Here is a 21,596-nt window from a genome sequence, read left to right as displayed (position 1 = left end):
TTGAAAGGTCTGTGCGTTCTTTTTAGTTATTGGTATTTTCTGAACTGTTTTTGTTTTTCTTATTCTTATTCTCTTTAATATTTTTAACGCTGTCAGGAACTTGGGTAATTTCTTGTTTTCTATCCTTTAGTTCAGCGGCATCAGTACGGTAAAGATTAGTAGTTGTACCGCGATGTCTGCTATAAAGCGAGGTGGAATTGCCAGCTAATTCATTTCTGATAGCGATCATTTTTTGATAATTGACGGAATAATCAAATTGGGTTGGATCAGTTGGAACAAAGTCAGTTGGGGTGTAGAAGCGTAACAAATTGTGGTTGTTTAATAAATCAGAATAGTGTAATGATGCCTTGGCCTTTTGTGCTAGCTCAGAGATTTCTTTTTTCTCTTGAGGAGTAAAATTAATGATTTGTTTACCGCTAACTCGGTCATAAACGGTACCTTTGATTCCTTTAGCACCAACTATGATATATCTGGAGCTGACAATGGTCCCATTACGAAAGACGATCCAATTTTGTCTTTTAGGCGAAAGCATGTCGCTACCGAATTGGACATAGTTTTTATTGTTAATACCGAGCAAATGCATCAGTGTTGGCAAGACATCAATTTCACCAGCAATTTCATGGTTAATTTTTCCTTTCAAATTATTGGCATGAATCATGAATGGAACACGCTGCATTTGAACATTATTGTAAGTATTCCACGTGTCAGAGCTTTCACCAATAATTGGTGCTAAGGTTTCATTTTCAGAATTACTTAACCCATAGTGATCACCATAAATGACTACCATTGAGTTTTTGTAAAGACCAGAAGACTTTAAGTAGCGGAAAAATTCACGCAATGCCTCATCTAGGTAGTGGGCAGTTTCAAAGTAATTGTTGATAGTTTGGTCGGCAGTGTTTGTAGTCTTAAAGTTAGGGTCCTTGTCTTCTTTATCTAAGTTAAACGGAATGTGGTTGGTTACCGTAATGAACTTAGCATAGAAAGGCTGCTGCATCTGCTCTAAATATTTAACGCTTTCGGCAAAAAGCAGCTTATCTTTTAACCCATAGCCGCTTGCATCTTTACTTTGGGAGCTATAGTAATTTTTATCAAAGAAATAATTATAGCCCATATTTTTATAAACATCATTTCGATTCCAAAAACTACCGACGTTGCCGTGAAAGACAGCGGAAGTATAGCCATCTTGACGCAAAATTTGCGGTGCAGCTTGAAAGGTGTTTTCCGAACCTAAAGAAGTGAATAAAGATCCGTCGGGAATACCGTAAGTACTAGTTTCTAGCATGTTTTCCGCGTCACTGGTTCTACCTAGACCAACTTGGTGGTAGAAGTTGTTAAAACTGAGCGTATGTTTATTTTGATAAAGTGAATTTAGAAACGGCGTCACTTCTTTGCCATTAACCTTAAGATTAATTAAAAATTGCTGGAAACTTTCTAAGTGGATGATAATCACATTGCGGTTTTTCTCAATACCAAAATATGAGGAAGATGGAGCAGCATTTTGTTTTTTGGTGAAAGTTAAAATCTGGTTCAAGTCTGCAGCGTTGGCATTTTTAGTGACTTGAACATTTTGCGCACTCTTGAAGCAATCATAAGCGGTAAAGGTGTCAATACCAAGGTATTTAACGACATAGGAGCGATCAAAAGTGTTGCGCAATAAGCGCGGACGAGAAGTTTCTGCCAAAAAAATGTTAAGGGTTAGGATAAATGCACCTACTGAGGTAATCGCAAAGGGAGTGGATAAACCATAAGATCTTTGATCAATTTTGATTTTATGAATGATCAGTAAAGTAACAATAACGATCAAATCAATCCAGATAATAATGTCTGTTGGATGCAGAAGAGCAACGGTACTTTTACCTAGACCCTGCGAAACTTTACCAACGTTAGACATCGTTTTAATTGTTAAAAAGTCCGAAAATTGACGATAGTAGATAATATTTGCAAAAAGCAATGCCGTATTGGCAAAATCTAAAATTAACATTGTGATGTAAGAGATCAGCGGTTTAGGAATATAAAAACCGAAGCTGATTAAAATGATGGCGGACCCTACGGGGCTGAGCCACATAATGAAATGTTGATACGGGTCGCTCAAGCCTAAATTGAAATCAAAATAAGCTGCAAAAATATATTTCAGCCAGAAACAAACAACTAAAAGGGTTAAAAAGCCCGTTCGTGTTTGAATAAAACTGATAATTTTCTTTTTTTCCATATAATGCTCCTTTAACATCTTTTAATTTTAATGGTTCACCTCTTTTAAAACAATAATTTGCTAAGAGTTATCTTTTTTTTAAGATTTTCCAGCCGTGAAAATAGGTATAATCTATAATGAATATTTTGGAAAGAGGCAAAGTATGCTATTTTTGGGCCCACTTTATAGTTTTTTAGCTAAACAGTATGCAACTAATATTAACCACTTTGCATTAGTTAAATTAACCTTATTAGCGCTGGATAAAACAATATTTTATTTTTTAATTTTTGCTGTATTGCGTTTAATTTGGCTTCTTTTGGTGCGCCGCAGAAGATCAATTAGGTCTGAAGCTAGCGTTTGGGTCTTTTCTTTTTACATAATCTTAGTTTTGATGCTGACAACTTTTAGAAATACCTACTTTCCGTGGCAGCTTGATTTTAATTTCTCTAGGCCATTGAGTGATATTAACTTGGTATTCATGAAGGAAACTTGGAAATTAGTCTATGCTCCCAGTCATTTGGATTTCTTTTATAATTCTTTTGGCAATGTCTTGTGCTTTGTGCCGTTTGGCATTTTTTTCCCCATTGTTTTTTCAAAAAGAGCAACGTTTTTAAGGACGGTACTGATGGGGATGCTGTTTTCAGTGGGAATTGAGACTCTGCAGTTTTTGCTGGTGACGGGGGTTAGCGATATTGATGATGTTTTCTTCAATACTTGTGGAGCAATTTTGGGTTATGTGATTTTTAAAATTGTCAAAAAAGCCTGAATGCGCTTATAATGTACTGGTATTTATAAATCAAGATTGTTAAAATAGGTTTGTGAAAAATATTTTATTTAGTTAGGAAGCAGATTTATGAGTTTAATTAAATTTGATAGTAGTAAACTAACACAATTTGTTCATGAAAATGAATTAAGCGAAATGCAAGCTATGGTTAACGCTGCTAATACTGAACTTCGCGATGGAACTGGTGCAGGTAACGATTTCCGTGGTTGGCTTAATTTGCCAGTTGACTATGACAAGGATGAATTTGCCCGCATTAAGAAGGCAGCCAAGAAGATTCAATCAGATTCAGAAGTTTTGATTTGTATTGGTATCGGTGGTTCTTACCTTGGTGCCCAAGCTGCAATTGAATTCTTGAACAGCAATTTCTATGGCAAGGAAAAGAACGGTATGCCAACTGTTGTCTTCTGTGGTAACTCACTTTCAGGCTCATACCTTTATGACTTGATTGAATGGTTAGGCGACAAGGACTTCAGTGTTAACGTAATTTCTAAGTCAGGTACTACTACTGAACCATCAGTAGCCTTCAGAATCTTCAAGGACAAGTTAATCAAGAAGTATGGTAAGGAAGAAGCTGCTAAGAGAATTTATGCAACTACTGACCGTCAAAAGGGTGCTTTAAAGACTGAAGCTGATGCAGAAGGTTACGAAGAATTTGTAGTTCCTGATGATGTTGGTGGTCGTTACAGTGTTCTTTCAGCTGTTGGTTTACTTCCAATCGCTGCTTCAGGTGCTGACATTGACGAATTGATGAAGGGTGCTGCAGACGCACGTGCTGACTACACTGATACTGATTTGTCAAAGGCAACTCCATACCAATACGCAGCACTTCGTAACATCCTTTACCGTAAGGGTTACACTACTGAAATTGTTGAAAACTATGAACCAAGTTTAAGAATGTTCGGTGAATGGTGCAAGCAATTAATGGGTGAATCAGAAGGTAAGGATCAAAAAGGTATTTACCCATCAAGTGCTAACTTTACTACTGACCTTCACTCACTTGGTCAATACATCCAAGAAGGTTTACGTAATTTATTTGAAACTGTTATCCGTGTTGAAAATCCACGTCATGATGTTAAGATCCCAGGCGATGAAAAGAACCTTGACCAACTTAACTTCTTGGAAGGTAAGAGCTTGAACTACGTAAACGATCGTGCTTATGAAGGTGTTGTTTTGGCTCACACTGATGGTGGTGTTCCAGTTATGACTGTTAACATTCCAGACCAAAGTGCACATACTTTAGGTTACATGATTTACTTCTTCGAATTAGCAATTGCTATTTCAGGTTACTTGAACGGTATTAACCCATTCAACCAACCAGGTGTTGAAGCTTACAAGCGTAACATGTTTGGTTTACTTAACAAGCCAGGTTACGAAAACTTACACGACGACTTAGCTAAGCGTCTTTAATATTAGATATACTCAGCATATTTGATAGTATGCGTATTAATATAATTAGCTGTGCTAATTAAAGAAAGAGTAGGAAACAAAGGTTTTTTGCTCTTTCTTTTTTTGTGGAAAGGATTTTTGTGTGAAAGAGAATACTAAAAATGTTTTAGCAGTATTATCAGCTGCGTTTATGTCATTTGTCGGAATTTTGACGGAAACTAGTTTAAACGTCACTTTTCCTACGATGATGAAGCAATTTGGTGTCGGTTTGGATATAATTCAATGGACGACAACAGGATATTTATTGGCGATTGCGATTATTATGATTTGTTCTTCATATTTGAATGAACGTTTTACTGCGCGGCAATTGTTTATTGTTGCTTGCGTTGGTTTTATGATTGGAAGCGTAATTAGTGCTGTAGCACCTAATTTTCCTATTTTACTGTTAGGTCGGCTGATTTCAGCTCTAGGTGCAGGATTAAGTACACCGTTGATGTTTAACTTAGTAACCGAAGTTATGCCTCGCGAAAAATGGGGCGTTTACATGGGAATCGCCGGCTTAGTAGTAGCTATGGCACCGACTTTAGGACCAGCATTTGGCGGTATCACTACTTTTTATCTTAACTGGCGCTGGATTTTTGGTTTTGTTACAATTTTTGCGATCATTGTTTTTGTTGCCGGGCTATTTGTAGTCGGTAAGTATCATGAACAAACTAAAAATAGTTTTGATTGGCTATCATTTATCGTTTTAGCTATAGCATTTATTACTTTGACATTAGGCGTAAATCAAATTAGTAATGGATTTGCTAATCCTTTAATGTGGATTTTATTAATTGTGACTGCAATTTTAATTTGGTTATTTGTTAGATTATCTAAAAAATCATCCAAGAAATTGTTAGATCTAGCCGTATTTAAGCAAAAAGCGTTTGTTTATGGTGCGTTAGCTTACTTTTTATTGCAATTTAATAATATTGGTATCAGTTTTGTATTGCCTAACTACATCCAAATTGTCGGAAAGCAAACATCTTTAGTTGGTGGTTTGATTTTGCTACCAGGTAGTATTATTGCAGGGCTACTCAATCCATATTTTGGTAGCCTATATGATAAAAAAGGAGCTAAATTGCCACTTTATTTAGGTGGCTTCTTAATGGCGATCAGCTGCTTGTTATTTGCTATTTTTGGCTTAAATTTGACTGTGATGATGATCATTATTATTTATGGCATCATGATGTTAGGACACAGAATGTCATTTTCTAACACGCTAGCTGAAGCTTTGAAGGTAGAAAAAGGAGCATTGCGCGCCGATGCAACCGCAGTTTGTCAGACTAGCCAGCAATTAGCCGGTTCTGTAGGAACAACTATCTTAGCAGCAATTATGTCGATTTGGCAGAAAAAGGGTGCAGCGTCCTATGCACTGGCGACAGCTCAAGGTAGTCAGGCAGCCTTTTATTTTACTTTATTAATGGCATTAATCATTTTAATTAGCTACTGGAAAATGTTTAAAGCAGAAAAATAATATTTGACTAGTACATTAGCGTTAAAATAAGTTATAATACTAGGCGGATGATGAAATTTAGTGAGAGATAAAAAGACGACTGACACACAGCCGTCTTTTTCTATAATTTATATTTTGGCGTTTTCGTTGATAAAACTACGGATAATTTTTTCGCGCATAGCTAAGAAAACAGTGTTGTGTCCAGTCGGATGGACTCGATTGGTCAATAAAATTAGACCAGAGCGTTTGATGCGATCAAGAATAATTAAAGTACCAGTAAAACCGGTGTGCAAAATGATCGGATAATTTTGCTTTGGATCAAACCGAAGGTCCCATCCCCAAGAGCGTGGTTTTATGCCTTGGGGATTTTTATTATCAAATAGCTGGCTGACAGTCTTTTGACTATAAGGTAAAACATCCTTTAGTCCTAAATAACCTTGGGCGAAGGTAACTAAGTCTTGAAGATTGGAAAATAAGCCAGCAGAACCGCAATCTATTCCAAGTTGTCTAGCTTTAGGATCATGTGGAATACCTTGCAAGACATGGCCATCAACTAGGGCAGTAGGCACGCAATCATCCTTTTGTGGTGAAAAAGTAGTATTTTCAAGCGGCATTTGATTGAGGACTTGCTCTGTGACTACTTCTTGGACAGGTTTACCAAAAATCTTTTTAATAACTAATCCAAGTAAGATAAAGTTTGTATCGGCATACCGCATCTTGTGTTCAAATTCGTCAGTTACTGGCAGATTGATAATTGCTTGTAGTAAGGCATCATGATCTAGTTTGTCGCGGTGGGGGATCCAGCCACGAATGCCACTAGTATGGGTTAGCAAGTGATAAAGGCGTACACGCGGGTCTTTAAATTCAGGAATAAATTGCTGCAAGGGCTCAGTAAAGTTAAGTTTGCCTTGGTCATAAAGCTTAAGCAAGACATTTTCTGTTGCTAAAACCTTAGTCAAACTAGCTAGGTCGTATTCTGCAAAAGGGCTCAGCTGAGTAACTTCTGGGTAGATACTAGCAAAACCAGTAGTTGATGTAAAAATTTGCTTATTTTTGATAAAAGTGTAATTGACGCCTGGAACAACGCGTTCAAAAACCATTGATTCAATTAAATGCTGTGTTTTATTAAAGTCGATCATGTTTCACCATCCATTAGCATTATTATAGTCAAAATTACTTGACAAGCATAGAAGAAAAAAGCATAATTATAAATGTTGATTCGCCCGTTGGTCAAATGGTTAAGACGCTACCCTCTCAAGGTGGAGTTATGAGTTCAATTCTCGTACGGGTGATTTACTGGGATATAGCCAAATTGGTAAGGCACAGGATTCTGGTTCCTGGATGTTTGGGTTCGAGCCCCAATATCCCAATAATTAGAAAGGCTGTAGCATTAGAGCTACAGCTTTTTTTGTACACAAAAAAGGATTCCCGCGGGAATCCTTTCTATTTACATACCAGCCTTAATGATTTTCTTTTCGGCCATCTTCTTTCTAAGTGCAAGCATTGCAGTATAAGTTGAAAGAATATAGACCTTCTTAGTTGGCAGTTTTTTAATTTCTTCAATTAGGCTATCATCATCTGGATTAGTACTCATTTGTCCTGGATCAAAGCCAGCAATTTCAAGTCTAAAGCCCATATCATGCCAGCGTTGACCACCGACGAGGATCTTTTTAATCTTTTCTTTGTCTAATCCTTCAAAATCAGCATCCCAAATCCAAGAAGTATCAATTCCATCAGCGTGGTTGGCATTAAGCAAGGCAACTAGTGAATAATCATCTTTTTCTGTATTAAGCATGTGCAAGACTTCATCCAAACCAACTGGGTTTTTAACTAGAATTAAATCGATATCCTTATCGCCATAGTGAATTAATTCTTGACGACCAAAGATCCGTTTATTTTCTGCAAAAGCTTGAGCAACTTCAGCTTCAGTTAATCCAAAGTGGCGTGCAACAGAATAGGCGGCTAAGGCATTATAAATGTTATAAGTACCACCAATATTAATGGAATATTGCTTGTTGCCCATTTGGAACGTTGAGCTATTAGGTGTTTGATCAATAATCTTGTTAACTGTAAAAGTTAAATCAGGACGGTGGTAGCCACAGTTAGGACAGAAGAAGTCACCTAAGTTGGCATAAATACGTTCATGATAATGTAAAATGTGGTCGCATTTTGGACAAAGAACACCATCGGTATTGACTGGAGCCTTGAAGTCGTTTTCAGGTTTGTCATCAGGAAGTTTAAAGCCATAAAAAATTTTCTTATTAGGCAATTCAACTGATGAAAAAATGCTTGCATCTCCGTTAGCGATAATTGTAGCGTCAGGTGCTAATTTAATACCATTAACGATCTTGTCATAAGTGGTATAGATTTCACCATAACGGTCCATCTGATCACGGAAAATGTTGGTTAATACAAAGACGCTAGGATGAAGTAATTTGGTCACCATTTTAACATTTGCTTCATCAACTTCTAGAACAGCGATTTTTCTTTTAACTCTCTTGTGCTTGTGAGCCAAAAAAGCGGTCACTATTCCTTGTTGCATGTTGGAACCAGATGGATTAGTTAACACATCACCATACTTTTTCTTTAAAGCTTCAACAATCAAAGCAGTAGTCATTGTCTTACCATTAGTTCCCGTGACAATAACAGTTTCATAGCCTTTGGCTAAAGAATTTAAAACTTCTGGATCAATTTTCATTGCTAATTTGCCTGGAAAACTGGTGCCGCCCTTAAGGGCATTATGCAAAAACCAATAGCTTGATTTACCGGCAACTTTAGCAATTCCTGATTTAAAACTCATGTACATCCCTCACTTTAAAACTATGTCTAAGTTTAGCATAGAGCGAGGATGAAAACGAGGTTTAATACCTACACAAATTTATTTTTTCCTCTATACTATTAAGGCGAAGACTTTTTGTTAAAAGGGAGGGCCAGCATGGCGCAATTATTTTTTCGTTATGGTGCAATGAGCAGTGGCAAAACAATTGAGATCTTGAAAGTAGCTCACAATTATGAAGCACAGGGGCGCAAGATTGCCCTAATGACCAGTGGCTTGGATAATCGTAGCGGTGTAGGAACGGTTGCTTCTAGAATTGGACTTCACCGAGAAGCAATTCCAATTACTGCTGATATGAATCTATTTGATTATATTAAAAAGATGAACAAAGCAGATGTTGCTGATGGTGATGGTAAACTAGCTTGTGTGTTAATTGATGAGGCACAATTTTTGAAGAGACATCATGTCTTAGAATGCGCTAAAATTGTAGATGTGTTCAATATTCCAGTAATGACCTTTGGCTTAAAAAACGATTTTCAAAATCATCTATTTGAAGGTAGTGAAAATTTATTGATTTTTGCTGATAAAATAGAAGAGATGAAGACCATTTGTCATTATTGTGGACACAAGGCAACAATGAATTTAAGAATTAACAATGGCAAGCCTGTTTATGAGGGTGAACAAGTACAAATTGGTGGCGATGAAAGTTATTATCCTGTTTGTCGCTATCATTACTTTCACCCAGGTGTTGAAAGATAGAGAGGATTTTTAGTTTATGGATAAAGTTATGGCTCAATTAGAGGGTCTAGTAGCTCACTATGAAGAACTTCAGGAAATGATGGCCGATCCTGAAGTTATTAATGATACTAAGCGCTACATGGAGATTTCTAAGGAAGAAGCCGATTTGCGTGAAGTAGTACAAAAATATAAGAAGTACAAAGAGGACAAAAAAGAGATTGAAGATAATAAAGAAATTATCTCCAGTGAAACTGATCCTGATTTAATTGAAATGGCTAAGGAAGAAAATTCTGAAATTGAGAAAGAAATTCCCGAGCTTGAAGATCAAATCAAGATTTTGATGTTGCCTAAGGATCCTAACGATGATAAAGATATTATCATGGAAATCCATGGTGCTGCCGGTGGTGACGAAGCTTCTTTGTTTGCTGGCGATTTGCTTAGAATGTATGAAAAATATGCTGAACGTCAAAACTGGAAGGTTTCAATGATTGATTCAGAACCTACTGAGGTTGGCGGCTATAAACGTGTGGCAATCATGATTACTGGTGACAAGGTTTATTCGAAATTAAAGTATGAAAATGGTGCACACCGTGTTCAACGGATTCCAGTAACTGAATCTCAAGGACGTGTTCATACTTCAACTGCCACTGTTGCTGTTATGCCTGAATATGAGCAAGTAGACATTGATATTGATCCTAAGGATATTCGTGTTGATGTTTACCGTTCAAGTGGTGCCGGTGGTCAGCACATTAACAAGACCTCTAGTGCCGTTAGAATGACTCACTTGCCAACCGGGATTGTAGTTGCAATGCAGGATCAACGTAGTCAACAACAGAACCGTGAAAAGGCAATGCAAATTTTGAAATCACGTGTTTATGACTATTATGAAAGTCAAAATCAAGCTCAGTACGATGCTAAGAGAAAGAATGCAGTTGGTACTGGTGATCGTTCCGAAAGAATTAGAACATATAACTATCCACAAAATCGTGTGACAGATCACCGCATCGGCTTAACCATTAACAAGCTTGATCGTGTGATGAACGGTGAACTTGATGAAATTATTGATGCATTAATTCTTTACAACCAAACTAAGCAATTAGAGGAGTTGGCTGATCAAAATGCCTAAAATGACTTTAAAGCAGATGCGTATTAAAGCGGGTGAGAGTGCTGAAAATGCGCGTCCTGAGGATGTTGATTATGTTCTAGCAGAGCGCTTAGGCTTGACACCAAGTGAATTTGAACTGAAGCAAGAAATGGACTTAACTGCTGACCAGATTAAGCAGGCCAATAAAGATATCGAAAAATTGGCTAAGGGCATATCTCCACAGTATATTTTGGGTTATGCTTGGTTTTTGGGCTATAAAATTATGGTGCAACGCGGTGTCTTGATTCCTCGTTTTGAAACTGAAGAATTGGTTGAATGGGCATTGCAGACACTTAAATCAGGTGATCAAGTCCTTGACTTGGGTACCGGTTCTGGCTGTATTACCGTGGCTTTAGCTAAAGAAGCACAGAAAAAAGGCATTACAGATTTAACTTTATATGCTAGTGATGTAACGGATACTGCCTTAAGAACAAGTGAGGAAAACTTTTTAACTTATGATCTTGATGTAACTACTCGTAAAGCCAACGTGCTGTTGGGCTTAGAAGAATTTGATAAGATCATCTCTAATCCGCCGTATATTAAGACAAGCGAAAAGAATGTAATGGATGAAAATGTCTTGCAAAATGAACCTAAAGAAGCTCTTTTTGCTGGCAAAGATGGTCTAGACTTCTATAAGAAATTTGCTAAGCAAGTGCGTGAGCATTTGAATAGCCATGGAGAATTTTTCTTAGAATTTGGTTTTAGCGAAGAAGAACAACTGAAGGAATTGTTTGCTAAAGAATTGCCTGATTTTGAAATCGAATTTAGAAAAGATATGGCCGGCAAGCCACGCATGGTTCATGGAAGGTGGCAAAAATAAGAATGATGGAAACGAAGATTTTTAAAAAAGATCAAATCAATGATGCAGTTAAGTTGTTAGCTAAGGGTGAATTGGTTGCTTTTCCAACTGAGACAGTCTATGGTCTAGGTGCAATTGCAACCAAAGAAAAGTCTGTGAAGGGCGTTTATGCTGCTAAGGGACGTCCAAGTGATAACCCATTGATCGTTACTGTTTCTGACGAAGAAATGATGGCTAAGTATGCTAAAGAAGTTCCAGAAAGAGCTAAGAAATTAATTAAACATTTCTGGCCAGGTCCTTTGACATTGCTATTGTTTGTTAAACCAGGAACTCTGCCAGATGCAGTTACTGGGGGACTTGATACTGTAGCATTTCGTTGTCCTGATGATCAATTGACTCATGATTTAATTGCTAAATTGGGTTATCCAATTGTAGGACCATCGGCTAATACCTCAACTAAGCCTAGTCCTACTACTGCAGAGCACGTTTACCATGATTTAAAAGGGAAGATTGCCGGAATTATTGATGATGGCCCTACTCGTGTGGGATTAGAATCGACAATTATCGACTTATCGGTAGAAACACCAATCGTTCTTCGTCCTGGTGAAATTACTCCAGAAGAGTTAAGCGAAGTTTTAGGTGAAAAAGTTTTAATTAACACGGGCAAAGTGTCAGACAAAGATATACCTAAGGCACCGGGGATGAAATACCGTCATTATGCGCCAAGTGAGCCGGTAGTCGTGGTTGATGATCCTGCTGATTTTGCAAAAATTGATTTTAATGAAAAAACTGGTGTAGCAGCTTTAGCGCCAGTTTTAGCTAAAATTAATTTACCTCAAGCAAATAAATTTGATCTGGGCAACAATTTAGTTGATGCCGACCATAACTTATTTAGTGGCTTGCGCTATTTCGATGATCAAGATGATATCGAAACTATTTATGTACAAGGATTTCATGAAGGTGAAGAAAGTTTAGCTTACATGAATCGATTGAATAAAGCTGCAGGTGGACATCATTTCAATAAATAAAAAATAAAACGCAAAGGGCTTTAAACCCTTTGCGTTTTTGATTAAAATATTTAATGATCATATTATTTTTTATAGGAGGCATATATGGGAAAGTTCGTAGTTTTGGATCACCCATTGATTCAACACAAGTTGACTATTATTCGTCGCAAGGATACGGGGTCAAATGAATTCCGTCGCATTGTTGGTGAAATTGGTGGGTTAATGACCTATGAAATCACTAGAGATTTGCCACTTGAAGATGTTGAAATTGAAACACCAATGGGTAAGACTGTCCAAAAGGAAATTGCTGGTAAGAAGTTGACAATTGTGCCAATTTTACGTGCCGGTATGGGGATGCTTAATGGTGTCCTTGAAATGGTTCCTTCAGCTAAGATTGCCGTTATCGGGATGTACCGTGACGAAAAGACTTTGAAGCCACATGAATATTTCTTCAAGGCTCCAAAGGATATTGCTGAACGTGAATGTTTAGTCGTTGATCCAATGCTTGCAACTGGTGGCTCAGCTAATGATGCCATTGCTGCATTGAAGAAGCGTGGTGTTAAGGAAATTAAGCTTGCTGTTTTGGTAGCTGCTCCAGAAGGTATTAAGGCAGTTCAAGAAGCAAATCCTGACGTTGACATTTATGCAGCTGCTGAAGATGACAAATTGATGGATAATGGTTATATTTTCCCAGGTTTGGGTGATGCTGGTGACAGACTATTTGGTACTAAGTAATCGTCCTTTTTAGAAAAATATTTTCTCTAATGCGCTTTCATTTTACACAAAGACCTTTTTTGGTGTTAAGATGATTTACGTGTTCGAGTTTTATTCAGCACGAGAAGGGAGGTCACGAAGTAATGGAGAAATCATTTGTTTTTAAATTCATGGGCTTGAATTTTGAACTTTCTGGTATTATCGGTTCAACGCTAATGGCTTTAGCAGTTTTATTTATCTGCATTTGGCTTTCAAGAAAAGTTGAAATGAAACCCAATAAGAGACAAAATGTGTTCGAGTATTTACTTGATTTCACTAACGGCATTGTTAAAGATAATGTTAGCGACAAGGATGCTCAAAATCACCTATCACTATATGCATTTGTTTTATTCCTGTTTATTTGGTTTATGAACCAATTAGGGATGTTCATGGAAGTCAAAGTTGATGATTGGATGTTTATTAAATCACCAACTGCTGATCCAGTAGCGACAATGTCGTTTGCAATGATGACCTTGCTTCTATCGTTCACATTCGGCGTACAACGATTTGGTGTTGGCGGATATTTGAAGAGCTATACGCAACCAGTTGGTTTTATGCTTCCAATTAATTTAATTGAAGAGTTTACCAACTTTTTAACCTTATCATTACGTCTATATGGGAATATTTATGCTGGTGAAGTTTTGCTAACTTTAATTGGTAATGATCTAGCACATGCTGGTGGACCATTTACGTTAGTTTTGGCAGCTCCATTAGCCATGATTTGGCAAGGTTTCTCTGTCTTCATTGGCTCTATCCAGGCATATGTTTTTGTAACTTTATCAATGGTTTACATTGGTAAGAAGGTTACTACAGAATAAATTTTTGGAGGTATAAATTTATGTCAGAAGCTTTTAAATATCTTGCTGCATCCATTGCAGCTGGTTTAGCAGCTTTGGCTGCATCATTGGGTAACGGTAAAGTTATTTCAAAGACTCTTGAAGGTATGGCTCGTCAACCTGAAAGTGCAGGTAACTTGAGAGCAACAATGTTTATTGGTGTTGGTTTGATCGAAGCCGTTCCTATTTTAGCTATCGTTGTTGCCTTCTTGATTTTGTTCCTTTAATAAAAAGAGATAATTTTCTGTTTAAAGGAATAGTATTAAAGAGAGAAGGGCAGTAAATGACTATTCAAACATTATTTGCAGCCTCACATATTTACTTAGGTAATGCTATCTGGTATTTGATCTGTTTTGCCATCTTGATGCTTCTTATTAAGCACTTTGCTTGGGGACCAGTATCAGATATGATGGAAAAGCGGCGGCAAAAAGTTATTGATGACTTGGATTCAGCTGCTAGTGAACGAAAGAAAGCTGAAACGCTTGCTAATGAGCGTGAAGCTGCCTTGAAGAACTCAAGACAAGAAGCAACACAAATTCTCTCTGACGCTAAGAGTAACGCGCAAAACACAAGTAAAGAAATCGTAGCAAATGCAAACGAAGATGCTGCAGCAATTCGCAAAAAGGCTAATGAAGATGCCGCTCAGGCAAAAGCAGACGCTTTGAATTCTGCACGCGATCAAGTTGCTGATATTTCTGTAGCAATCGCTGAAAAAGTAATTGCTAAGAATTTATCTGCTAAAGACCAAAAAGATTTAGTCGACCAATTTATTAAGGGGTTGGATGATTAATGGCTTTAAGTAGAGAAGAAATTGCAGCACGCTACGGTGCCGCACTATTTGGTTATGCGCAAGACAATGATGCATTAGACACTGTTTATAATGAAATGGTGGAATTAAAAAAGGCTGCTGAAGCCAATCCACAAATCATTAGTGTCTTGAGCGATCCTATTTTAAGTAATAAAGATAAAAAGGATCTTTTGACTGCAATTGAAAAAGATTTTTCAGATGAGGTTCAAAACTTTTTGAATTTGTTACTTAAATATGATCGTTTTGCTGATTTGATCGATATTATTGATCGCTTTGTCTTACTTTATGATAATGAAAAGAAGGTCGCATCTGGCGTTGCAACTACGGCTGTTAAGCTAGATGATGATCAACTCAAACGTTTAGGTGAAAGTTTTGCTAAGAAATATAACCTAAACGTGGTGCGTCTAGAGAATAAAGTTGATCCAAGTATTTTAGGCGGCGTGGTTCTTCAAGTAGAAGATCGCGTGATTGATGGATCAGTTAAGAATAAACTGAAGAAGATCCGTGCGCAGATAATTGATAAAAATTAAAAGAGGTGAAACCATTGAGCATTAAAGCGGAAGAAATTAGTTCCTTGATCAAGCAACAACTTGAACATTACGACGATAAGCTCGACATCAGCGAAGTTGGTGTTGTAACTTATGTTGGTGATGGTATCGCCCGTGCTCACGGACTTAACGATGTTTTGTCTGGTGAGTTATTGAAGTTTGATAACGGCTCATACGGTATTGCACAAAACCTTGAATCAAATGATGTAGGTATCATTATTTTGGGTCAATTTGACAATATTCGTGAAGGTGACCGTGTTCAAAGAACTGGACGAATCATGGAAGTTCCTGTTGGTGACGCCTTAATCGGTAGAGTAGTTAACCCATTGGGTCAACCAGTGGACGGTTTGGGTGAAATTAAGACTGACAAGAGTCGTCCAATTGAAGCCAAGGCTCCGGGGGTTATGGATCGACAATCAGTTGATCAACCACTTCAAACTGGTATTAAGGCTATCGATGCCTTAGTTCCAATCGGTCGTGGTCAGCGTGAATTGATTATCGGTGACCGTAAGACTGGTAAAACTAGTTTGGCCATCGACACTATCCTTAACCAAAAGGGGCAAGACGTAATTTGTATTTACGTTGCTGTTGGTCAAAAGGAATCAACCGTTAGAACTCAAGTAGAAACTTTAAAGCGTTTTGGCGCAATGGATTATACCATTGTTGTTGAAGCGGGCCCAAGTGAGCCAGCACCAATGCTTTATATTGCACCATATGCTGGTACTGCTATGGGTGAGGAATTTATGTACAATGGCAGGGATGTATTAATCGTATTTGACGACCTATCCAAACAAGCCGTCGCTTACCGTGAACTTTCCTTGCTTCTCCGTCGTCCGCCTGGTCGTGAAGCTTATCCAGGTGATGTCTTCTACTTACACTCACGTTTGCTTGAACGTAGTGCTAAGTTGAATGACAAACTTGGCGGCGGTTCATTAACAGCTTTGCCAATTATTCAAACTGAAGCTGGGGATATTTCTGCATATATTCCAACCAACGTAATTTCAATTACTGATGGACAGATTTTCTTGCAAAGCGATTTGTTCTTTGCTGGTACTCGTCCAGCCATCGATGCTGGTAACTCAGTTTCTCGTGTTGGTGGTAACGCCCAGATCAAGGCAATGAAGAAGGTTGCTGGTACTTTGCGTACTGACCTTGCAGCTTACCGTGAACTTGAAAGTTTCGCTCAATTTGGTAGTGATCTTGATCAAGCTACTCAAGCTAAGTTGAATAGAGGTCAAAGAACCGTTGAAGTATTGAAACAACCACTTCATGATCCAATTCCTGTTGAAAAGCAAGTTGTGATTCTTTATGCTTTGACTCACGGATATCTTGACGCTGTTCCAGTTGAAGATATTGCTCGTTTCCAAAACGAATTATTTGATAACTTTGACAGCAGTCATGCTGATTTGCTCAAGACAATTCGTGAAACTGGTCAATTGCCAGATGATAAGAAATTGTCAGCAGCAATTGAAGAATTCAGTGAGAGCTTTACACCAAGTGAGAAATAGGAGGTAGAATATGCCTGCATCTTTACTTGAGTTAAAGAAAAAAATTGCTTCAGTAAAACAAACTGGTAAGATTACAGAAGCTATGAGAATGGTCTCTGCTTCAAAGTTGAACCAAACTGAAAATCGTGATAAAGGTTATACCGTTTATAACGACCATATTCGTAGAACTATTTCTCGTTTAATTAGCTCAGAAGTAGTTGATAATCTACGTGAAAAAGACGTCTCAATTGATAAGAACAATGTTGCTCAAATTGATTATACTGATGTCTTTGGTTTGGGGATTACAGCAGATATGATTCAGCCACGTAAGAATATCAAGACAACAGGTTTCTTGGTAATTTCAGGTGACCGTGGTCTTGTAGGTTCTTATAACAGCAATGTCATTAAGAATATGATGAGTATCTTTGAGGACGAACGTGCTCAAGGACACGATATCAAAGTTCTTGCTGTAGGTTCGGTTGCGGCACAATTCTTTAAAAAGAACAATATTAACGTTGTTTATGAAAAGAATGGTGTTTCAGATGTACCAACTTTTGATGAAGCATTACCAATTGTTTCAACCGCAATTAAGATGTTTTTGAATGGTGTCTATGACCAGCTTTACGTATGTTATACTCACCACGTTAACTCATTATCATCTGCTTTTCGTGTTGAAAAAATGTTACCAATCGTCGATTTAGATATTGGTGTCAAAGAAGCTGAAGCACATAAAGAATTAGAATACGATATTGAACCAGATCCAAATCAAGTGTTAATGAAGTTGTTACCACAATATGCGCGTTCTACTATTTACGGTGCTATTTTGGATGCTAAGACTGCCGAACATGCTAGTTCAATGACAGCCATGCAGAGTGCGACTGATAATGCTAATGATCTGGTATCAAACTTAACTACAAAATTAAATCGTGCTAGACAGGCACAAATTACTACTGAAATTACTGAAATTATCAGTGGTGCAAATGCCTTAGAGTAAACTTAGAGTAATAAAGAAAAGGAGGTAGATGTTTTGAGTGAAGGTGAAATCGTTCAAGTAATCGGCCCAGTTGTCGATGTTAAATTCCCAATTGATAAGAATTTACCTGATATTAACAATGCCTTGCGTGTAATTAAGTCAGAGGATGAAAGCATTGTCCTTGAAGTTACACTTGAGCTTGGTGATGGTGTCTTAAGAACGATCGCCATGGAATCTACCGATGGTCTTCGTCGTGGTATGAAAGTCGAAGATACTGGCGGTCCAATTTCCGTTCCAGTTGGTGAAGATACTTTAGGACGCGTGTTTAACGTTTTGGGTCAACCAATTGACGGTGGTCCAGAATTTTCAAAAGATCACCCTCGTGAAGGTATCCACAAGGAAGCACCTAAGTACGCAGACTTGACTACTAGTCGTGAAATTCTTGAAACTGGTATCAAGGTTATCGACTTGCTTGAGCCATATGTACGTGGTGGTAAAGTTGGTTTGTTCGGTGGTGCCGGTGTTGGTAAGACTACTATCATTCAGGAATTAATTCACAACATTGCTCAAGAACATGGTGGTATTTCCGTATTTACTGGTGTTGGTGAAAGAACTCGTGAAGGTAACGACCTTTACTTCGAAATGAAAGCTTCAGGCGTTTTAAGTAAAACGGCCATGGTATTTGGTCAGATGAACGAGCCGCCTGGTGCCAGAATGCGTGTTGCGTTAACTGGTTTGACACTTGCTGAATACTTTAGAGATGTTGAGGGTCAAGACGTGTTGCTCTTTATCGACAATATCTTCCGGTTTACTCAGGCTGGTTCAGAAGTTTCAGCTTTGCTTGGTCGTATGCCAAGTGCCGTTGGTTATCAGCCAACTTTAGCAACAGAAATGGGACAATTGCAGGAAAGAATTACTTCTACTAAGAAGGGTTCAATTACTTCAATTCAAGCCGTTTATGTTCCTGCCGATGACTATACTGACCCAGCTCCATCAACCACATTCGCACACTTGGATGCTACTACTAACTTGGAACGTAGCTTAGTAGAACAAGGTATTTATCCAGCTGTTGACCCACTTGAATCTTCATCAAGTGCCCTTGACCCTGAAGTTGTTGGTGAAGAACACTATGAAGTAGCTACTCGAGTACAACATGTTTTACAACGTTACCATGAATTACAGGATATTATTTCTGTTTTAGGTATGGATGAATTGTCTGATGAAGAAAAATTGATCGTTGCACGTGCACGTAAGGTCCAATTCTTCTTGTCACAAAACTTCTTTGTTGCAGAACAATTTACTGGTGTACCAGGTTCATATGTTCCAATTAAGGAAAGCATTAAGGGCTTTAAGCTTATTTTGGATGGTCATCTTGATGACTTACCAGAAGATGCCTTTCGTGGTGTCGGCCCAATTGAAGATGTTTTGAAGAAAGCACAAGAAATGGGTGTAACTCCAAGTGATCCAGAAGCTAAAGCTTTACTAGAAAAGTAGGGTGATGTCAAATGGCAGATCCAGAGAAGCTTTTTAAAGTAGATGTTGTAACTCCTAATGGAATGATTTATTCACATCGTGGAAGTATCGTTGATGTACGTGCCGTTGATGGTGAACGTTCAATCATGTATAACCACGTACCACTTTTAACTCCACTAGTTATTAGTGAGGTTAAGATTAAGCGAAGCCGTGAAATGGATTCAGTAGTTGATCATATTGCGATTTCCGGTGGCTATATTGAGTTTTCGAATAATGTTGCTACGATTATTGCAGATAGTGCTGAACGCGCAAGAAACATTGATGTTTCTCGTGCTGAGGCAGCGAAGCAACGCGCTGAGCAACGTTTGAAGGAAGCACGGGAAAAACATGACGAACAAACTATGGCACGTGCTGAAGTTGCTTTAAGACGAGCAATGAACAGAATTAGCGTGTACAACACTAAAGGTCACTAGAAGAAGAAAGAGACGAATGCACAAAATGCTGCATCCGTCTTTTTTTGTCAAAATTGAGGAAAATATATGTTTCAATTAGGCATTCATGCCATTATTAGTATCATTATATATTTGATTGCGATTGGCTTATCTTTTCAAGCAGTTAAAGCAATTCAACTAGATAAAATTATTCGTAAAGGCCATGTTTTTGAAACGCAATTATTATATTTATTTATTGCAATTGGCTTAGGCTTTTTAGTTGGCAATTTTGTCATTACTTTTATCGATACTTCAATGCAATTGAGTAATTTGTTTTAAAGATTGTGTTAAAACAAGGACAGTAAAGGAAAGTCATGATTATTTATGGTAAAATGGACGATGAATAATTATGGAGGGTTATCGTGGCACGAGATATAGGAATTGATTTGGGGACAGCAAACGTACTGATCAATGTCTCTGGTAAAGGTATCGTATTAAATGAACCTTCTGTTGTAGCTGTAAATACCGATACAAACAAGGTAGTTGCAGTTGGTTCAGAGGCATATGAGATGGTGGGAAGAACTCCAGGTAATATTCGAGTAATTCGCCCCTTGAAGAATGGGGTAATTGCTGATTTTGACATTACCGAAGCAATGCTGTCTTACTTTATTGAAAAATTAAATGTAAAAGGCTTTATGTCCAAGCCAAATATTTTGATTTGTGCTCCTACTGGAGTTACTTCAATTGAACAAAAAGCAATTATTCAGGCAGCTGAAAAGTCTGGTGGCGGCAAGGTTTATTTAGACTTTGAACCTAAAGTTGCGGCTGTTGGTGCAGGCTTGGATATTTTTAAACCGCAAGGTAATATGGTGATTGATATCGGTGGTGGTACCACTGACGTTGCAGTTTTATCAATGGGTGAAATTGTAACTTCTCAATCATTACGTTATGCTGGCGATCGGATGAACCAGGCTGTCATCAGTTACATTAAGAATAAGCATAATTTGTTAATCGGCTCTAGAACTGCTGAACAAATTAAGATTGAAATTGGTAGCGCCTTTGAACCAGACCAAGATGAACAAATTACTGTTCGTGGTCGTGACGTAGTTGATGGTTTGCCTAAGCAGACTACAGTTACTGCACCAGAGATTCAAAAGGCTTTAGAACCAGGCTTGATGTCAATCCTTGCAGCAGCTAAAGAAGTATTGGAAACAACTCCACCAGAGCTTTCAGCAGATATTATTGATCGCGGAATCATGCTAACAGGTGGTGGAGCCCTATTAAAGAATATTGATAAGTTGATTTCTTATTATTTGCAAGTTCCAGTTTTAATTGCTGATCATCCATTGGAAGCAGTAGCTTTAGGAACTGGTACTTTGCTTAAAAATATTGAAAAGCATCAACGTCACTAAGTGAGGAAATTACTTGCGTAAGATTTTGATTTTTATTGTACGTATTTATCAGACAGTGATTTCACCGTTATTACCACCAAGTTGTCGTTATTATCCCACGTGTTCTAATTATATGATTGACGCGTTGAAAAAACATGGCCCAATTTTAGGGTTAATTATGGGAATTTGTCGTATACTAAGGTGTAACCCTTTTATTAGGGGCGGGGTAGATCCAGTTCCTGATAATTTTACTATTTTTCGAAATCCACATCCGGAACGATATGAAGACCCGATTATATCTTCTAAGTTTCATCCGGATAGCAAGTAGGAGGATTTATGTCTAAAAAATTAGAAAATATTGATATTGAAGTTAATGAACTTAAAGGAAAGAATTTACCAACTTGGGAAGTTATTATTCCTAACAAGAAGTCCATTGGTTTAATTGAAAAGGTGGAAGGTCGTTATCGCGCTACTACTTCTAAGACTAGTAATATTTTATTTGCTAATAGTCTTGAAAGCAGTATTAACGATTTACTTTCATACTTCACCTTACATGAAAAATAAAATTTAAGTAGTGAT

23 protein-coding genes and 2 tRNA genes are annotated in these 21,596 nt (G+C 37.7%); 22 read left to right on the top strand and 3 right to left on the bottom strand.

Features of this window, described 5'->3' with window-relative positions; translation table 11 throughout:
* Positions 1 to 22 precede the first annotated feature (22 nt).
* Positions 23 to 2,227, bottom strand: a complete 2,205-nt coding sequence (locus CP367_RS03865; RefSeq protein ID WP_180707097.1) for an LTA synthase family protein — start codon at positions 2,225 to 2,227, stop codon at positions 23 to 25.
* 124 nt (positions 2,228 to 2,351) lie between these two features.
* Here CP367_RS03865 and CP367_RS03860 point away from each other — a divergent pair, with 124 nt between their 5' ends.
* The 3 genes from CP367_RS03860 to CP367_RS03850 all read left to right on the top strand — a co-directional run bounded on the left by CP367_RS03860 (position 2,352) and on the right by CP367_RS03850 (position 5,874).
* A complete protein-coding gene (locus CP367_RS03860) occupies positions 2,352 to 2,954 on the top strand; it encodes a VanZ family protein (protein ID WP_005721383.1) in 603 nt (200 codons plus the stop codon).
* An 87-nt stretch (positions 2,955 to 3,041) separates the two neighbouring features.
* A complete protein-coding gene (locus CP367_RS03855; RefSeq protein WP_005718758.1) occupies positions 3,042 to 4,379 on the top strand; it encodes a glucose-6-phosphate isomerase in 1,338 nt (445 codons plus the stop codon).
* 121 nt (positions 4,380 to 4,500) lie between these two features.
* Positions 4,501 to 5,874, top strand: a complete 1,374-nt coding sequence (locus tag CP367_RS03850; RefSeq protein ID WP_089146311.1) for a DHA2 family efflux MFS transporter permease subunit — start codon at positions 4,501 to 4,503, stop codon at positions 5,872 to 5,874.
* Between the two features lie 107 nt (positions 5,875 to 5,981).
* Here CP367_RS03850 and CP367_RS03845 read toward each other — a convergent pair whose 3' ends face one another.
* Positions 5,982 to 6,992, bottom strand: a complete 1,011-nt coding sequence (locus tag CP367_RS03845) for a serine hydrolase (protein ID WP_057726800.1) — start codon at positions 6,990 to 6,992, stop codon at positions 5,982 to 5,984.
* An 81-nt stretch (positions 6,993 to 7,073) separates the two neighbouring features.
* Between CP367_RS03845 and CP367_RS03840 the strand changes: the two genes are divergently transcribed.
* Together CP367_RS03840 and CP367_RS03835 are read left to right on the top strand one after the other, a co-directional pair.
* Positions 7,074 to 7,145 (top strand) — tRNA-Glu (locus CP367_RS03840).
* Positions 7,146 to 7,150: 5 nt separating this feature from the next.
* Positions 7,151 to 7,223, top strand: a tRNA-Gln gene (locus CP367_RS03835).
* A 77-nt stretch (positions 7,224 to 7,300) separates the two neighbouring features.
* Here CP367_RS03835 and CP367_RS03830 read toward each other — a convergent pair.
* Positions 7,301 to 8,653, bottom strand: coding sequence for a Mur ligase family protein (locus CP367_RS03830; protein WP_005718761.1), 1,353 nt, complete (start codon positions 8,651 to 8,653; stop codon positions 7,301 to 7,303).
* Positions 8,654 to 8,788: 135 nt separating this feature from the next.
* Here CP367_RS03830 and CP367_RS03825 point away from each other — a divergent pair, with 135 nt between their 5' ends.
* The 17 genes from CP367_RS03825 (at position 8,789) to CP367_RS03745 (ending at position 21,581) form a co-directional block, all read left to right on the top strand.
* Positions 8,789 to 9,388: a thymidine kinase gene (locus CP367_RS03825; protein ID WP_005718762.1), complete on the top strand. Its 600-nt coding sequence runs from the start codon at positions 8,789 to 8,791 to the stop codon at positions 9,386 to 9,388.
* Between the two features lie 16 nt (positions 9,389 to 9,404).
* Positions 9,405 to 10,493, top strand: a complete 1,089-nt coding sequence (prfA, locus tag CP367_RS03820) for a peptide chain release factor 1 (protein ID WP_089146310.1) — start codon at positions 9,405 to 9,407, stop codon at positions 10,491 to 10,493.
* Complete coding sequence (gene prmC, locus CP367_RS03815; RefSeq protein WP_005718764.1) at positions 10,486 to 11,331, top strand: peptide chain release factor N(5)-glutamine methyltransferase; 846 nt, start codon at positions 10,486 to 10,488, stop codon at positions 11,329 to 11,331. Before prfA ends, prmC begins: the two co-directional genes overlap by 8 nt.
* A gap of 5 nt (positions 11,332 to 11,336) precedes the next feature.
* Entirely contained in the window at positions 11,337 to 12,338 is a 1,002-nt protein-coding gene (locus tag CP367_RS03810; RefSeq protein WP_180707098.1) for an L-threonylcarbamoyladenylate synthase, read from the top strand.
* An 84-nt stretch (positions 12,339 to 12,422) separates the two neighbouring features.
* The gene (gene upp, locus CP367_RS03805) at positions 12,423 to 13,052 is read left to right on the top strand and encodes a uracil phosphoribosyltransferase (RefSeq protein WP_005718766.1); all 630 of its coding nucleotides are present in this window, start codon (positions 12,423 to 12,425) and stop codon (positions 13,050 to 13,052) included.
* A 122-nt stretch (positions 13,053 to 13,174) separates the two neighbouring features.
* Positions 13,175 to 13,888, top strand: coding sequence for a F0F1 ATP synthase subunit A (atpB, locus tag CP367_RS03800; RefSeq protein WP_005728516.1), 714 nt, complete (start codon positions 13,175 to 13,177; stop codon positions 13,886 to 13,888).
* 20 nt (positions 13,889 to 13,908) lie between these two features.
* Positions 13,909 to 14,133 (top strand): F0F1 ATP synthase subunit C, encoded by a 225-nt coding sequence (gene atpE / locus CP367_RS03795; protein WP_005718768.1) that lies wholly within the window; start codon positions 13,909 to 13,911, stop codon positions 14,131 to 14,133.
* Positions 14,134 to 14,189: 56 nt separating this feature from the next.
* Positions 14,190 to 14,696 (top strand): F0F1 ATP synthase subunit B, encoded by a 507-nt coding sequence (gene atpF / locus CP367_RS03790; protein WP_005718771.1) that lies wholly within the window; start codon positions 14,190 to 14,192, stop codon positions 14,694 to 14,696.
* Positions 14,696 to 15,244, top strand: a complete 549-nt coding sequence (gene atpH / locus CP367_RS03785; protein ID WP_013086110.1) for an ATP synthase F1 subunit delta — start codon at positions 14,696 to 14,698, stop codon at positions 15,242 to 15,244. Before atpF ends, atpH begins: the two co-directional genes overlap by 1 nt.
* Before the next feature lie 14 nt (positions 15,245 to 15,258).
* Positions 15,259 to 16,770 carry a F0F1 ATP synthase subunit alpha gene (atpA, locus tag CP367_RS03780; RefSeq protein ID WP_005721378.1) on the top strand — a complete coding sequence of 504 codons (1,512 nt, stop codon included), beginning with the start codon at positions 15,259 to 15,261 and terminating at the stop codon, positions 16,768 to 16,770.
* 10 nt (positions 16,771 to 16,780) lie between these two features.
* The gene (locus tag CP367_RS03775) at positions 16,781 to 17,743 is read left to right on the top strand and encodes a F0F1 ATP synthase subunit gamma (protein WP_005728513.1); all 963 of its coding nucleotides are present in this window, start codon (positions 16,781 to 16,783) and stop codon (positions 17,741 to 17,743) included.
* A 33-nt stretch (positions 17,744 to 17,776) separates the two neighbouring features.
* A complete protein-coding gene (atpD, locus tag CP367_RS03770) occupies positions 17,777 to 19,216 on the top strand; it encodes a F0F1 ATP synthase subunit beta (RefSeq protein WP_005718775.1) in 1,440 nt (479 codons plus the stop codon).
* 11 nt (positions 19,217 to 19,227) lie between these two features.
* Positions 19,228 to 19,668 (top strand): F0F1 ATP synthase subunit epsilon, encoded by a 441-nt coding sequence (locus CP367_RS03765; protein ID WP_005718776.1) that lies wholly within the window; start codon positions 19,228 to 19,230, stop codon positions 19,666 to 19,668.
* 66 nt (positions 19,669 to 19,734) lie between these two features.
* Complete coding sequence (locus CP367_RS03760) at positions 19,735 to 19,965, top strand: DUF1146 family protein (protein WP_089146308.1); 231 nt, start codon at positions 19,735 to 19,737, stop codon at positions 19,963 to 19,965.
* Positions 19,966 to 20,048: 83 nt separating this feature from the next.
* On the top strand, positions 20,049 to 21,038 hold the full coding sequence (locus CP367_RS03755; protein ID WP_089146307.1) for a rod shape-determining protein: 990 nt from the start codon (positions 20,049 to 20,051) through the stop codon (positions 21,036 to 21,038).
* A 13-nt stretch (positions 21,039 to 21,051) separates the two neighbouring features.
* The gene (gene yidD / locus CP367_RS03750; RefSeq protein ID WP_013086113.1) at positions 21,052 to 21,345 is read left to right on the top strand and encodes a membrane protein insertion efficiency factor YidD; all 294 of its coding nucleotides are present in this window, start codon (positions 21,052 to 21,054) and stop codon (positions 21,343 to 21,345) included.
* Between the two features lie 8 nt (positions 21,346 to 21,353).
* Complete coding sequence (locus tag CP367_RS03745) at positions 21,354 to 21,581, top strand: DUF2969 domain-containing protein (RefSeq protein WP_013086114.1); 228 nt, start codon at positions 21,354 to 21,356, stop codon at positions 21,579 to 21,581.
* Positions 21,582 to 21,596: the final 15 nt, after the last annotated feature.

The sequence above is a fragment of the Lactobacillus sp. UMNPBX16 genome, assembly GCF_002553775.1.
Taxonomy (GTDB): domain Bacteria; phylum Bacillota; class Bacilli; order Lactobacillales; family Lactobacillaceae; genus Lactobacillus; species Lactobacillus crispatus.
Note: the sequence above shows the minus strand (reverse complement) of the source record. Positions and strands in the feature narration are given on the sequence as shown.